This is a genomic window from Mesorhizobium shangrilense, from assembly GCF_028826155.1.
Lineage (GTDB): Bacteria > Pseudomonadota > Alphaproteobacteria > Rhizobiales > Rhizobiaceae > Arvimicrobium > Arvimicrobium flavum.
This window is the reverse complement of the sequence record NZ_JAQGPN010000001.1, coordinates 3,944,355-3,958,640: the sequence shown is the minus strand read 5'-3', so window position 1 is coordinate 3,958,640 and position 14,286 is coordinate 3,944,355. Positions and strand designations below refer to the sequence as shown.

Here is a 14,286-nt window from a genome sequence, read left to right as displayed (position 1 = left end):
CGAGATGACAGGCGCCATGACCTTCGAACTCCCAAAGCCCGCCATGGATGATTTCGACACGAAATCCCTGGCGGCGGAGATACTGAAGTCCCTCCGCTACCGCGTTGGCAAGGACGCCACCGTCGCCACGCCCCACGACTGGCTGGCGGCCTCGATAAAGGTGGTCCGCGACCGCATCATCGAGCACTGGATCGACTCCACCAAGGAGGCCTATGACGAGGGGGCAAAACGCGTCTACTACCTGTCCCTCGAGTTCCTGATGGGGCGCCTGATGCGGGACGCATTCTCGAACCTCGGCATGATGGAGGCTATGCGGGACGCACTGGCGTCGCTTGGCGTGGACCTCGACGTCATCGCCGGGCTGGAGCCCGACGCCGCGCTCGGCAATGGCGGCCTGGGCAGGCTGGCTGCCTGCTTCATGGAAAGCATGGCGACCGTGGACATCCCGGCGCACGGCTATGGCATCCGCTACGTCAACGGCATGTTCCGGCAGGAGCTCTCCGACGGCTGGCAGGTCGAGCTGCCCGAAACGTGGCTCGACCACGGCAATCCATGGGAATTCGAGCGGCGCGAGCGCGCCTTCGAGATTGGCTTCGGCGGACGCGTCGAGTCCATCACGGCCAAGGGCGGCCGCCTCGAGCGCCATGTCTGGACGCCGAACGAGCACGTGCTGGCGGTGCCCTACGACACGCCGGTCGTCGGATGGCGCGGCAACCGGGTCAACACGCTGAGGCTGTGGTCCGGTTTCCCGGTCGATCCGATCCTGCTCGACCGCTTCAACGCCGGCGACCACATCGGCGCGCTGGCCGAGAGCAACATGGCGGACGCCCTGTCGCGCGTCCTCTATCCGGCGGACTCGCATCGCGCCGGGCAGGAATTGAGGCTGAAGCAGGAGTATTTCTTCTCCTCGGCTTCGTTGCAGGACATCCTGCAGCGCCATCTCAGCCAGTACGGGGATCTGATGTCGCTGCCGGACAAGGCAGCCATCCACATGAACGACACGCATCCGGCGATCGCCGTGCCGGAGCTGCTGCGGCTCTTGATGGACATCCAGGGAATCGATTTCGACACCGCCTGGGACCTTACCAAGCGCACCTTCGCCTATACGAACCACACGCTGCTGCCGGAGGCATTGGAAAGCTGGCCGGTGCCGCTGATGGAGAGGCTGCTGCCGCGGCACATGCAGATCATCTACGCCATCAACGCGCAGGTGCTTTTGGAGGCGCGGGCGTCCGACAAGTTCAATGACGACGGGATACGCCGCATCTCGCTGATCCAGGAGGACGGCGAGCGGCGCGTGCGCATGGGCAATCTCGCCTTCTTCGGCTCGCATTCCGTCAACGGCGTCTCGGCGCTGCATACGGAACTGATGAAACAGACAGTGTTTGCCGATCTCCACAAGCTCTACCCGGAGCGCATCAACAACAAGACCAACGGCATTACCCCGCGGCGCTGGCTCTTCCAGTGCAATCCCGGCCTCACCGGGCTGATGCGCGAGACGATCGGCGACGGCTTCCTCGACGACATCGGCGAACTTGCAGGGCTCGACGCCTTCGCTTCCGACGCGGCCTTCCGCGAGAGGTTCGCGGCGGTCAAGCGCGACAACAAGGTGCGGCTGGCCAACATCGTCGGCGAGCGCCTGGGCATCAAGGTCGATCCCTCCGCCCTGTTCGACGTGCAGATCAAGCGCATCCACGAGTACAAGCGCCAGCTCCTGAACATCGTGGAGGCGGTGGCGCTCTACGACCAGATCCGGTCGCACCCGGAAAAGGACTGGCTGCCGCGCGTGAAATTCTTCGGCGGCAAGGCGGCGCCGAGCTATGCCAACGCCAAGCTGATCATCAAGCTGGCCAACGACGTGGCCCGCGTGGTGAACCGCGACCCGGCCGTGCGCGGGCTGCTGAAGATCGTCTTCATGCCGAACTACAATGTCAGCCTCGCCGAGGTGATGATGCCGGCTGCCGATCTGTCCGAGCAGATCTCGACGGCCGGAATGGAGGCCTCCGGGACGGGCAATATGAAGTTCGCGCTGAACGGGGCGATCACCATCGGCACGCTCGACGGCGCCAATGTCGAGATGAAGGAGAAGGTGGGCGACGACAACATCGTCATCTTCGGCCTAACCGCCGAGGAAGTGGCCGAGCGGCGGCGCAACGGCTACAACCCGCGCGCCGTCATCGAGGCCTCGCCGGAACTGGCGCAGGCGCTTTCGGCGATCTCGTCGGGCGTCTTCTCGCCGGATGCGCCGGACCGCTACCGCGATCTTATCGGCGGCCTCTACGACCATGACTGGTTCCAGGTGGCGGGAGACTTCGACGCCTACGCGGCCGCCCAGCGCCAGGTCGACGAGATGTGGCGCAACAGTCCTGGCTGGACTGCCAAGGCCATCCACAATGTCGCCCGCATGGGCTGGTTCTCGTCCGATCGCACGATCCGCCAGTATGCAGAGGAGATATGGGGCGTGCCGGTCTAGACCGGTTGCTCGTTGCGGAGCAGCGGTAGTTCGCTCGCTTCGCGAGGCCGGTGCATGTGGCCTAATGTGCTGACTAGACAGGCCGCGTCCTATCGCGTGTAGTAGGGGTTCCGGAGGTCGGGAGGAAGCGCCGGAGCATGAAGAAGACCAAGGCTGCTGCCGTCCCGAAGGAGCTGCCCAAGGCCGTGGCCGAGCCCGGAGCCGCGACCGGGCGCAAGGCGTCCCCGGGCAATCTCGCGCCGTCGGCCATCGAGGCGATCGTCGCCGGTTCCCACAACGACCCGTTTGCCGTGCTGGGCGTGCAGGCGGCCGGCCAGGGCTTCGTCGCGCGCTGCTTCATCCCGCATGCGGAGTCGGTTGAGGCGTTCACCCTTGGCGGCGAGGCGGTGGGCGAGCTGACGCGCCGCCACGACGCCGGCTTCTTCGAGGGCGAGCTGTCGATCAAGGCGCGCCAGCCGCTGAAGTATCATGCGCACAATGCCGGCGGCGACTGGTGGCTGACCGACCCGTATTCGTTCGGGCCGGTGCTCGGGCCGATGGACGATTATTACATCGCCGAAGGCTCGCATCTCCGGCTTTTCGACAAGCTCGGCGCACACCTGATCCGCCACGACGGGGCGGACGGCGTGCATTTCGCCGTCTGGGCGCCGAACGCGCGCCGCGTCTCCGTGGTCGGCGACTTCAACGACTGGGACGGACGTCGCCACGTCATGCGGCTGCGCAAGGACACCGGCATCTGGGAGATTTTTGCGCCCGATATCGGCGCAGGGCGAGCCTACAAGTTCGAGATCATCGGCGCGGACGGCGTGCGGCTGCCGCTGAAGGCCGACCCCTTCGCATTCCATTCGGAGCTGCGGCCCGCGACCGCGTCGGTGACGGCCGCGCCGCTCTCGCATGAGTGGGGAGACCAGGCGCACCGCGAATTCTGGCGAGGAGCCGACCCGCGCCGGCAGCCGGTGTCGATCTACGAGGTGCACGCAGGCTCTTGGCAGCGGCATGAGGACGGCTCGTTCCTCAGCTGGGACGAACTTGCCGACAGGCTGATCCCGTATGTGGTGGAGACCGGCTTCACCCATATCGAGTTCCTGCCGATCAGCGAGCATCCCTACGACCCGTCGTGGGGATACCAGACGACGGGTCTTTATGCGCCGTCGGCCCGCTTCGGCGATCCGGACGGATTTGCCCGCTTCGTCGACGGCGCCCACAGGGCCGGCATCGGCGTGATCCTTGACTGGGTGCCGGCACATTTTCCCACCGACGAGCACGGGCTGGCACGTTTCGACGGCACGGCACTCTATGAGCACGCCGACCCGCGCCAGGGCTTCCATCCCGACTGGCACACCGCGATCTACAATTTCGGCCGCCGCGAGGTCAGTTCCTACCTCGTCAACAACGCCATGTACTGGGCGGAGAAGTACCACGTCGACGGCCTGCGCGTGGATGCGGTCGCCTCGATGCTCTATCTCGACTACTCCCGCAAGGCGGGCGAGTGGATCCCCAACGAGAAGGGCGGCCGCGAGAATTTGGACGCGGTGGCCTTCCTGCAGCGCATGAACCAGGTGGTCTATGGCGCGCATCCGGAAGTGATGACCATCGCCGAGGAGTCGACGGCGTGGCCTAAGGTCTCGCAGCCCGTGCACGAGGGCGGGCTGGGCTTCGGGCTGAAGTGGAACATGGGCTTCATGCACGACACGCTGCAGTACATGGCGCGCGAGTCGATCCACCGGCAGTATCATCACAACGACCTGACGTTCGGGCTGCTCTACGCCTTCAGCGAGAATTTCGTCCTGCCGCTCAGCCATGACGAGGTGGTGCACGGCAAGGGTACGCTTCTCGGCAAGATGTCGGGGGACGACTGGCAGAAGTTCGCCAACCTGCGCGCCTACTACGCCTTCATGTGGGGCTACCCGGGCAAGAAGCTGCTCTTCATGGGGCAGGAATTCGCCCAGCGCAGCGAGTGGAGCGAGGCGCGCGCGCTCGACTGGGATCTGCTGGATCATCTTCCGCATGACGGCATGCGCCGGCTGGTCACCGACCTCAATGGCCTCTATCGCACGCGTCCGGCGCTGCATGCCCGCGACTGCGAGCCGGAAGGCTTCACCTGGCTGATTGCCGACGACAAGCGGAACTCCGTCTTCGCCTGGCTGCGCAAGGCGCCGGGCGAAAACCCGGTTGCGGTGATCTCCAACTTCACGCCGGTGCAGCGCGACTTCTACGAGGTGCCGCTGCCGCAAGCCGGACGCTGGCGCGAGATATTCAACTCCGACGCGGCGATCTACGGCGGCTCCGGCAAGGGGAACGGCGGCTGGATCGAGGCCGCGAAGGGCAAGGGCGGCATCGCCGGAACGATGCTGCTGCCCGGCCTGTCCACCATCATGCTCGAATACACATCGGGAACGGCCACCGCAGATAGTCTCTAGGTTGGGAGGGGTCCATGCAGGTCAACAGAAACCAGCCGCTGGCGCGCGATGCGATGGCCTATGTGCTGGCGGGCGGTCGCGGCAGCCGGCTCAAGGAGCTGACCGACCGGCGCGCCAAGCCGGCCGTGCATTTCGGCGGCAAGACCCGCATCATCGACTTCGCGCTGTCGAACGCGCTCAACTCCGGCATCCGCCGGCTCGCCGTGGCGACGCAGTACAAGGCGCATTCGCTGATCCGGCACCTGCAGCGCGGGTGGAACTTCCTGCGCCCCGAGCGCAACGAGAGTTTTGACATCCTGCCGGCGAGCCAGCGTGTGTCCGAGACGCAATGGTATGAGGGAACGGCAGACGCGGTTTACCAGAACATAGACATCATAGAGTCTTACGGGCCTGAGTTCATGGTGGTCCTGGCGGGCGACCACATCTACAAGATGGACTACGAGCTGATGCTGCGCCAGCACGTCGACCAAGGCGCCGACGTCACCGTGGGGTGCCTCGAGGTGCCGCGGATGGAGGCCACCGGCTTCGGCGTCATGCATGTCGACAAGGCGGACAAGATCATCGCCTTCGTCGAGAAGCCGGCGGACCCGCCCGGAATTCCGGACAAGCCCGACTTCGCGCTGGCCTCGATGGGCATCTATGTCTTCAAGACCAAGTTCCTGATGGACCTCTTGCGCAAGGATGCCGCCGACCCGGCCTCGAGCCGCGATTTCGGCAAGGACATCATCCCGGCGATCGTGAAGTCGGGCAAGGCGGTGGCGCATCGCTTCGCCAAGTCCTGCGTCCGCTCGAGCATGGAAACCAGCCCGTACTGGCGGGACGTCGGCACGATCGACGCATACTGGGAGGCCAACATCGACCTCACCGATGTGACGCCTGAACTCGACCTCTACGACCGCGACTGGCCGATCTGGACCTACGCGGAACTGAAGCCGCCGGCAAAGTTCGTGCATGACGAGGCTGGGCGGCGCGGCATGGCAGTGTCGTCGCTGATCTCGGGCGACTGCATCGTCTCCGGCGCATCGCTGAAGCGCAGCCTGGTGTTCACCGGCGCACGCATCAACTCCTACTCCACGCTCGAGGAAGTGGTGATGCTGCCCGACTGCACGGTCGGCCGGAAGACCCGGCTCAAGCGCGTCGTGATCGACAGCGGCGTGCGGATTCCGGAAGGGCTCATCGTCGGCGAGGACCCGGTGCTCGACGCCAAGCGCTTCCGAGTGTCGGAAAAAGGCATCTGCCTCATCACCCAGCCCATGATCGACAAGCTGGGGATGTGACTTGGCGGATCAATCGACCCCCTCTCCGTCTCGGCTTCGCCTCGACACCTCTCCCCCGATCGACGGGGGAGAGGATGACCGTCCGCTGGGCTGGCGCCAATCCTCTCCCCTCACGAAGTGGGGGAGAGGTGTCGAGCCCGCAGGGCGAGACGGAGAGGGGGCATTTTCTTGGTTCCGGGGCGCTCGCGAATGCAGATCCTAGCCGTTACGCCCGAGATCTTTCCTCTCATCAAGACCGGCGGGCTGGCGGATGTGACCGGCGCGTTGCCGCTTGCCCTCGCCCCCAAGGGTGTTGCCGTCAGGACCCTGGTGCCCGGGTACACGGTGGTGATGGAGAAGTTCACGCCGACGAAGCCGGTGATGGAATATGTCGCGCTGCAGGGCGGCCCGGCCAGGGTGCACGCCGTGGAGATCGCAGGGCTCGATCTCTTCGTGCTGGATGCGCCGCACCTGTTCGACCGCGTCGGCGGTCCCTACGGCGATGCGACGGGCATCGACTGGCCGGACAACTGGCGGCGTTTTGCGGCCTTGAGCCAGGTCGGCGGCGACATTGCGGCCGGCGGGGTCGAGGGATGGCGGCCCGACATCGTCCATGCGCATGACTGGCAGGCGGCGCTGACGCTAGCCTACACGCGCTACGGCAAGGCGCCGGACACGCCTTCGGTGATGACCGTGCACAACCTCGCCTTCCAGGGGCAGTTCGGCGCCGGCATCTTCGGCAGCCTGGGTCTGCCGGGCGAGGCGATGGCGCTGGACGGCGTCGAGTACTATGGCGGCGTCGGCTACCTGAAGGCCGGGCTGCAGGCGGCCTGGGCGATCACCACCGTCAGCCCGACCTATGCGCAGGAGATCCGTTCGCCCGAGTTCGGCATGGGCCTCGACGGCCTGCTCAATGCGCGGACGGGCGAACTGCTCGGCATCGTCAACGGCATCGATACGGCCATCTGGGACCCGGCAGCGGACGCGCATCTTCTGGCCGCCTACTCCGCGAAGGCCCTGAAGGCGAGGGCCGCCAACAAGCGGGCGCTGGAGGAGCGCTTCGCGCTCGACCGGGACGACGGCCCGCTGCTCTGTGTCGTCAGCCGCCTGACTTGGCAGAAGGGCATCGACGTTCTTGCCGCGATTCTGGACCCGATCGTCGCTGCGGGCGCACGGCTTGCGGTGCTGGGTACGGGCGACGCCGGACTGGAGGGCGCGCTGCTCGCGGGCGCTGCCCGCCACCGCGGCCGCATCGGGACCGTCATCGGCTACGACGAGGCGCTGTCGCACCTGCTGCAGGGCGGGGCCGACGCCATCCTCATCCCGTCGCGTTTCGAGCCGTGCGGCCTCACCCAGCTCTACGGGCTGCGTTACGGCTGCGTGCCGATCGTGGCGCGCACCGGCGGGCTCGCCGATACCATCATCGACGCCAACGAGGCGGCGATCGCCGCGGGAGCCGCGACCGGCTTCCAGTTCTCGCCGCTGACGCCTGACGCTTTTATGCAGACGATCCGCCGGGCGGTTGCCACCTACGCGAATCCGACCATATGGAGCGGTATCCAGAAGCAGGGGATGAAGTCCGACGTATCGTGGAGCCGCAGCGCCGACCGATATGTCGACCTCTACAAATCTCTGCTGGCAAGGAAAGGCACATGATTAGATGATCCGCACAATCGCGACGAAGCCCTATGACGACCAGAAACCCGGCACTTCCGGGTTGCGCAAGAAGGTGCCCGTGTTCCAGCAGGAGCACTATGCCGAGAATTTCATCCAGTCGATCTTCAACTCGCTGGAAGGTTTCCAGGGGAGGGCGCTGGTCATCGGCGGCGACGGGCGCTTCTACAATCGCGAGGTGATCGACAAGGCGATCCGCATGGCCGCCGCCAACGGCTTCGGCAAGGTCATCGTCGGCAAGGGCGGCATCCTCTCGACGCCCGCGGCGTCGAACATCATCCGGAAATACAAGGCGTTCGGCGGAATTGTTCTGTCGGCCAGCCACAATCCCGGCGGGCCGCACGAGGATTTCGGGATCAAGTACAACATCGGCAATGGCGGGCCGGCGCCCGAGAAGATCACCGATGCTATCTTCACCAACTCGAAGACGATCGCCGAGTTCAGGATCGCGGATGCCGCCGCGCCCGACATCGATACGATCGGGGAAGGCGAGGTCGCCGGCATGAAGGTGTCGGTGATCGACCCGGTGGCGGACTATGCCGAACTCATGGAGCGCCTGTTCGACTTCGACGCGATCGGGGCGATGTTCAAGGGCGGCTTCCGCATGGCCTTCGACGCCATGCACGCTGTGACCGGTCCCTATGCGAAGGAGATCCTGGAGAACCGTCTCGGCGCGCCGAAGGGCACGGCCCGGAACTTCGTTCCGCTGGAAGATTTCGGCGGGCATCACCCGGACCCGAACCTCGTCCATGCCAAGCATCTCTACGACGAGATGATGCGCCCGGATGCGCCGGACTTCGGGGCCGCATCGGATGGCGACGGCGACCGCAACCTGATCATAGGCAAGGGCATCTTCGTCACGCCTTCGGATTCACTCGCGGTGCTGGCGGCCAACGCGCATCTCGCGCCCGGCTACAAGGCGGGCCTGAAGGGGATCGCGCGCTCCATGCCGACCAGTGGCGCAGCGGATCGCGTCGCCGAAAAGCTCGGCATCGGCATGTACGAGACGCCCACCGGCTGGAAGTTCTTCGGCAACCTGCTCGACGCCGGCATGGCCACCATCTGCGGCGAGGAGAGTGCTGGCACCGGTTCCGACCACGTGCGCGAGAAGGACGGACTCTGGGCCGTGCTGCTTTGGCTGAACATCCTCGCCGTGCGCAAGGAAAGCGCCAAGGCAATCGTCGAGAAGCATTGGGCGCAATACGGGCGGAACTACTACTCCCGCCACGACTACGAGGAGGTGGAAACCGAACGCGCCAACGGGCTGGTCGAGGAACTGCGCGCAAAGCTGTCGACGCTGGCCGGCACTGAAGCGCGCGGCATGAAGATCGCAGCGGCCGACGACTTCGCCTATCACGATCCCGTCGACGGCTCCGTCTCGAAGAACCAGGGCATCCGCATCCTGTTCGAGGGGGGCTCGCGCGTGGTGCTGCGGCTCTCTGGAACCGGCACCTCGGGCGCGACGCTGCGCCTCTATGTAGAGCGCTACGAGCCCGATCCCGCTCGCCACGGCCTCGACACGCAGGCGGCGCTGGCCGACCTCATCGCAGCCGCCGACGACATTGCGGGCATCAAGCGCCACACGGGGCGCGACAAGCCGACGGTGATCACGTGAGGGAGGCGCGCGCGCCTTTACCCTCCCCCTTGTGGGAAGGGTCGCGGAGCGAGCTTTGTGAAGCAAAGCGAGTGACGCGGGGTGGGGGTAAAAGCCTCCGTTCTTGCGTGCCGCGTCGTATGTGCAACGACCGGACGCCATTCGCTTCACCACCCCCACCCCGTCTCACAATTTCCGCTGCGCTCCAATTGCTCGTCGACCCTCCCCACAAGGGGGAGGGTAGAGCGCCCCGCCGCCGGCTCGCATGACACGCCCACAGCTTGGCGCGACCCCCACGCCGGACGGCGTCCGGTTCGCCGTCTGGTCAGCGACGGCCGACCGGGTCTGGGTGTCTGTCTTTGATGCCGACGGAAATGCCGAGGTCGCGAGGCACGAACTGCGCCGAGGGGAGGGCGACGTCCACGAACTGACCGTGCCCGGACTGGCGGCAGGCACCCGCTATGGCTACCGCGCCGACGGACGCTACGATCCGCCGGCGGGGTTCTGGTTCGATCCCCAAAAGCTTCTGGTCGATCCCTACGCAATCCACCTCGACCAACCCTACCGCTACGATCCGGCGCTTGCAGCGCCGCGGGGCGAGGGCACCGACACCGCGCCCCTGGTCCCGAAGGCCATCGTCAGCGCGCCGACAGCCGTTCCGAGACAGGAGCCGCTGTTCCGGCCGGGCGGCCTGATCTACGAGGTAAACGTCGGCGCCTTCACCATGCGCCACCCGGACATACCGGAAGGGCTGCGGGGCACGGTCGCAGCGCTGGCGCATCCGCGGATCATCGAACACATGCAAAGGCTAGGCGTATCGGCGGTCGAGCTGATGCCGGTGACCGCCTGGATCGACGAGAGCCACCTGCCGCCTTTGGGGCTGATGAACGCGTGGGGCTACAACCCGGTCACCTTCATGGCGCTCGATCCGCGACTGGCGCCAGGAGGCATCGACGAGTTGTGGCAGACGGTGGCGGCGCTGCGCGACGCCGGCATCGGGACGATCCTCGACCTGGTGTTCAACCATACCGGGGAAAGCGACGAGTTCGGTCCGACGCTCTCGCTGCGTGGTCTGGACAGCCAGGCCTACTACCGTCACGACGGCGGCCGGCTGGTCAACGACACCGGCACGGGCAACACGCTCGCCTGCGACCGCCCTGTCGTCCGGGACATGATCCTCGACAGCCTCCGGCATTTCGTCCTGCACGCCGGCGTCGACGGCTTCCGCTTCGACCTCGCGCCGATCCTCGGCCGCGACGGCGACCGCTTCGATCCGGATTCGGATGTGCTGAGGGCGCTCCGCGCCGATCCGGTCCTCTTCGACCGCGTGATGATCGCCGAACCGTGGGACATCGGTATACACGGCTACCAGCTCGGCAATTTCCGCCCGCCGATGCTCGAATGGAACGACAAGTTTCGCGACGGCGTGCGCCGCTTCTGGCGGTCCGATCGCGGCACGATCGGAGAAATGGCGACGAGGCTCGCCGGATCGTCCGACGTCTTCCAGCGCGAGGGCGCGGGCACGACGCGAAGCGTGAACTTCGTGGCCGCCCATGACGGGTTCACGCTGGCCGATCTCGTCTCCTACGAGCGCAAGCACAACGAGCCCAATGGCGAGCGCAACCGCGATGGCCATGCCGAGAATTTCTCGTGGAACAACGGCGTGGAGGGCCCGTCGGACGATCAGAGGATCGGCCATGCGCGCCGCCGCGACGCCTACGCACTGCTGGCGACGCTGTTCACCTCGCGCGGTACGCTGTTGCTCACCGCCGGCGACGAGTTCGGCCGCACGCAACGCGGCAACAACAACGCCTATGCCCAGGACAACGAGACGAACTGGCTCGATTGGGCAGGCCGCGACCTCGTCCGGGAAGAATATGTCGCCGGGCTGGCGACTGTCCGCGACCGCTTTCCCGCCCTGCGGGAGGTGGAGTTCCTCACCGGCAACCCGGCGCCCGGCCAGCACCGGCAGGACGTCGCCTGGCTGAACGAACGCGGCGGCCCGCTCAGCCATCGCGAATGGGAGGACCCGTCGCGCCATCGGTTGACCATGGTTCTCGCTGACAGCCGAGAGCAGGGCGAGCGGAGGTTGGGCGTCGTGGTGAACGGCGACCGCCGCGCCTGCGTGTTCAGCCTACCGGCTGGCGAGGGGCTGCGCTGGTCCGTGCTGCTACCGCCGCCCGAGGATCCGCCGCGCGAGACGGCGGACAATTCGTTCCTGCTGCAGGGCAGGACCGTCGTGTTCTTCGAGGAACGCCCAATCTGACGCGGGAGCGATCTGGATGAGCGAACGTGCTGAATCGGAATGGTGGCGCGGCTGCGTCATCTATCAGGTCTATCCGCGCTCCTATCAGGACACCACGGGCGACGGCGTCGGCGACCTGAAGGGCGTGACGCGGCGGTTGCCGCACATCGCGTCCCTCAGCGTCGATGCGGTCTGGCTCTCGCCCTTCTGCAGGTCGCCCATGGCCGACATGGGCTACGACGTCTCCGACTATCTCGACGTCGACTCGATGTTCGGCACGCTGGCCGATTTCGACGCGCTGCTCGCGGAGGCACATCGGCTAGGGCTAAAGGTCATCATGGACCTGGTGGTCTCGCACAGCTCGGACCGTCATCCATGGTTCGTCGAGAGCCGCGCCTCGCGCGACAACCCCAAGGCGGACTGGTACGTGTGGGCGGACGCAAGGCCTGACGGCACCGCCCCGACCAACTGGCTCTCGGTCTTCGGCGGGCCTGCATGGGAGTGGGACAGTACGCGCCGGCAGTACTACCAGCACAACTTCCTCGCGGCACAGCCGGACCTGAATTTCCACAACCCCGATGTGCGGGAGGCGCTGCTCGACGCCGCGCGTTTCTGGCTGGAGCGCGGCGTCGACGGCTTTCGGCTCGACACGGTGAACTACTACTTCCACGACCTGTGGTTGCGCGACAATCCGCCGACCGACAGCCGCGTGGCGGGGCTGGCGCTGGACACCAACCCCTACCTCTACCAGTGGCATCTGTTCGACAAGTCCAGGCCGGAAAACCTAGCGTTCCTAAAGGATTTTCGGGATCTGTTGAATCAGTATCCGAACCGCACCTCGGTCGGCGAGGTGGGTGACGAGGGGCGTTCGCTGGAGACGGTGGCAGCCTATACCGGCGGCGGCGAACGCCTCCACATGTGCTACACCTTCGACCTGCTGGGACCGGATTTCTCGCCCGCCCATATCCGGGGATGTGTCGAGGCGTCCGAGGATAAGGTCGCGGACGGCTGGATCTGCTGGGCCTTCTCCAATCACGACGTGATGCGGCACGTATCCCGCTTCGCGAAGGACGGGCAGGATCCGGAGGACGTCGCGAAGCTGGCGATCGCCGTCCTCGCCGCGCTGCGGGGTTCGATCTGCCTGTACCAGGGCGAGGAGCTCGGGCTGGAGGAGGCGGAGCTCACCTTCGAGCAGCTGCGCGATCCATACGGCATCAGGTTCTGGCCGGGCTTCAAGGGGAGGGACGGCTGCCGCACGCCCATGCCCTGGAGCGCGGCCGAGCCGAACGCCGGCTTTTCGACGGGCGCGTCCTGGCTGCCGGTGCCCGAGGCGCATCGGGCGAAAGCGGTCGACACACAGACGGGGCCTTCTTCGGTGCTGAACCGGTATCGAGAAGCGCTGGCCTTCCGCGCGGCGCATCCGGCGCTGGTCGGCGGCAGCATCCGCTTCCTCGAGGCGGATGAGCACGTTCTGTCATTCGTTCGGACGCTGAATGGCGAGTCGATCCTCTGCCTGTTCAATTTTTCCGACGAAGAGGCCGTTTGGCCGTTTCCGTCCGACCTCGGCGCGCTCGAAGCGCTTGATTTCCCGACAGGCGCAGCCGAGGTCTCCAGTCCCGCCGTCGCGCTGCCGCCGCTTGGGGCGCTCTTCGCGCGTATCGAGTTGTGACAAATACCACTGCGTAAACCGTGGCAGTCTGCTTTTCTGGCGGCGCCGGCCAGGCCATGCAATGGCTCTCCCTATGGCTCTGGCCGCGGATTCCCTTGCCCGCCACTGACCTGGCGGGCGTTTTTTCTGTGTCCCGTATCCTTGCTGCGCGGCGATTCGCGCCTAGATTCATAAATCTGCCGACTTTGTAGTTGGACCTGCGCTCTCAAGGCGCGGCGTGAGCAATGGAGGAGGCCTATGCAGTTCACGAAACCGGTGACGATTCTTGTCGGCTTGGGATTTCCGAGCACCATCGGCAGCGCTGCGCGCGCGTATGCGGTTCTTGCCGACTGGCCGCCGAGCCAGCGTGGGCCGGAATACGAGGTCGCCCTGAGCAAGTGTCGTGCGGCCTTGACCGGGGAAGTCGATGGAGAACTCGCCCGATTGGCGTTTGCCGACTTTGCACGCAGCGCCGGCATCCTGACCAGCGAACGGAGCCAACTGCAGACGGCTGCCGCCTCAGGCAAGGCCGGCGGACACCGAGCACCGAGGTGATCGCGCGTCCGATTCGGAAACCGAAACCGAACACGAGATCGGGTTGAGCCTGTCACGAAGGACGAAAATGCGGGAGGAAGAAGGTGCGGCGAGCTTCTGGACTTTGGGCCGCGCTGCACAATCCGCGATCTACCGCGCTTCGAGTGAGAGGCGAAGAATGAGCGGGCGGGATTGGAGATCAAGACCAAGTCTTTGATTCTTCTGGTCGGAGTGGCAGGATTTGAACCTGCGACCCCATCGTCCCGAACGATGTGCGCTACCAGGCTGCGCTACACTCCGTGACCAGACGGCGGTCATATAACCGCCGCGATTTCATCCTGCAAGCGCCTCCAGCCAGCAATTTGCAAAGTGACGCAAGAAGCTGCGGCCCATTGACCGCTCAAACCTCTGCGTTCACAAGGCCGGCAGCGCTGCCGCCGCG

At 65.9% G+C, this 14,286-nt stretch carries 8 protein-coding genes and 1 tRNA gene; 8 read left to right on the top strand and 1 reads right to left on the bottom strand.

The annotated features are described in order from the left end of the window. The first annotated feature begins 4 nt into the window (after positions 1 to 4). From PD284_RS19170 to PD284_RS19135, 8 genes are all read left to right on the top strand, one after another. A complete protein-coding gene (locus tag PD284_RS19170; protein ID WP_274629736.1) occupies positions 5 to 2,473 on the top strand; it encodes a glycogen/starch/alpha-glucan phosphorylase in 2,469 nt (822 codons plus the stop codon). A gap of 137 nt (positions 2,474 to 2,610) precedes the next feature. Continuing rightward, a complete protein-coding gene (glgB, locus tag PD284_RS19165; RefSeq protein ID WP_274629735.1) occupies positions 2,611 to 4,893 on the top strand; it encodes a 1,4-alpha-glucan branching protein GlgB in 2,283 nt (760 codons plus the stop codon). Between the two features lie 14 nt (positions 4,894 to 4,907). Continuing rightward, entirely contained in the window at positions 4,908 to 6,170 is a 1,263-nt protein-coding gene (gene glgC / locus PD284_RS19160) for a glucose-1-phosphate adenylyltransferase (RefSeq protein ID WP_274629734.1), read from the top strand. 189 nt (positions 6,171 to 6,359) lie between these two features. Further along, positions 6,360 to 7,805 (top strand): glycogen synthase GlgA, encoded by a 1,446-nt coding sequence (gene glgA, locus PD284_RS19155; RefSeq protein ID WP_274629733.1) that lies wholly within the window; start codon positions 6,360 to 6,362, stop codon positions 7,803 to 7,805. A 4-nt stretch (positions 7,806 to 7,809) separates the two neighbouring features. Beyond that, positions 7,810 to 9,438, top strand: a complete 1,629-nt coding sequence (locus tag PD284_RS19150) for an alpha-D-glucose phosphate-specific phosphoglucomutase (RefSeq protein ID WP_274629732.1) — start codon at positions 7,810 to 7,812, stop codon at positions 9,436 to 9,438. 244 nt (positions 9,439 to 9,682) lie between these two features. Beyond that, entirely contained in the window at positions 9,683 to 11,683 is a 2,001-nt protein-coding gene (gene glgX / locus PD284_RS19145) for a glycogen debranching protein GlgX (protein WP_274629731.1), read from the top strand. A gap of 16 nt (positions 11,684 to 11,699) precedes the next feature. Further along, positions 11,700 to 13,331, top strand: coding sequence for a beta-galactosidase BglA (gene bglA, locus PD284_RS19140; RefSeq protein ID WP_274629730.1), 1,632 nt, complete (start codon positions 11,700 to 11,702; stop codon positions 13,329 to 13,331). 237 nt (positions 13,332 to 13,568) lie between these two features. Continuing rightward, on the top strand, positions 13,569 to 13,865 hold the full coding sequence (locus tag PD284_RS19135) for a DUF982 domain-containing protein (RefSeq protein ID WP_274629729.1): 297 nt from the start codon (positions 13,569 to 13,571) through the stop codon (positions 13,863 to 13,865). Between the two features lie 202 nt (positions 13,866 to 14,067). Here PD284_RS19135 and PD284_RS19130 read toward each other — a convergent pair. Continuing rightward, positions 14,068 to 14,144: transfer RNA gene (locus PD284_RS19130), tRNA-Pro, on the bottom strand. Positions 14,145 to 14,286: the final 142 nt, after the last annotated feature.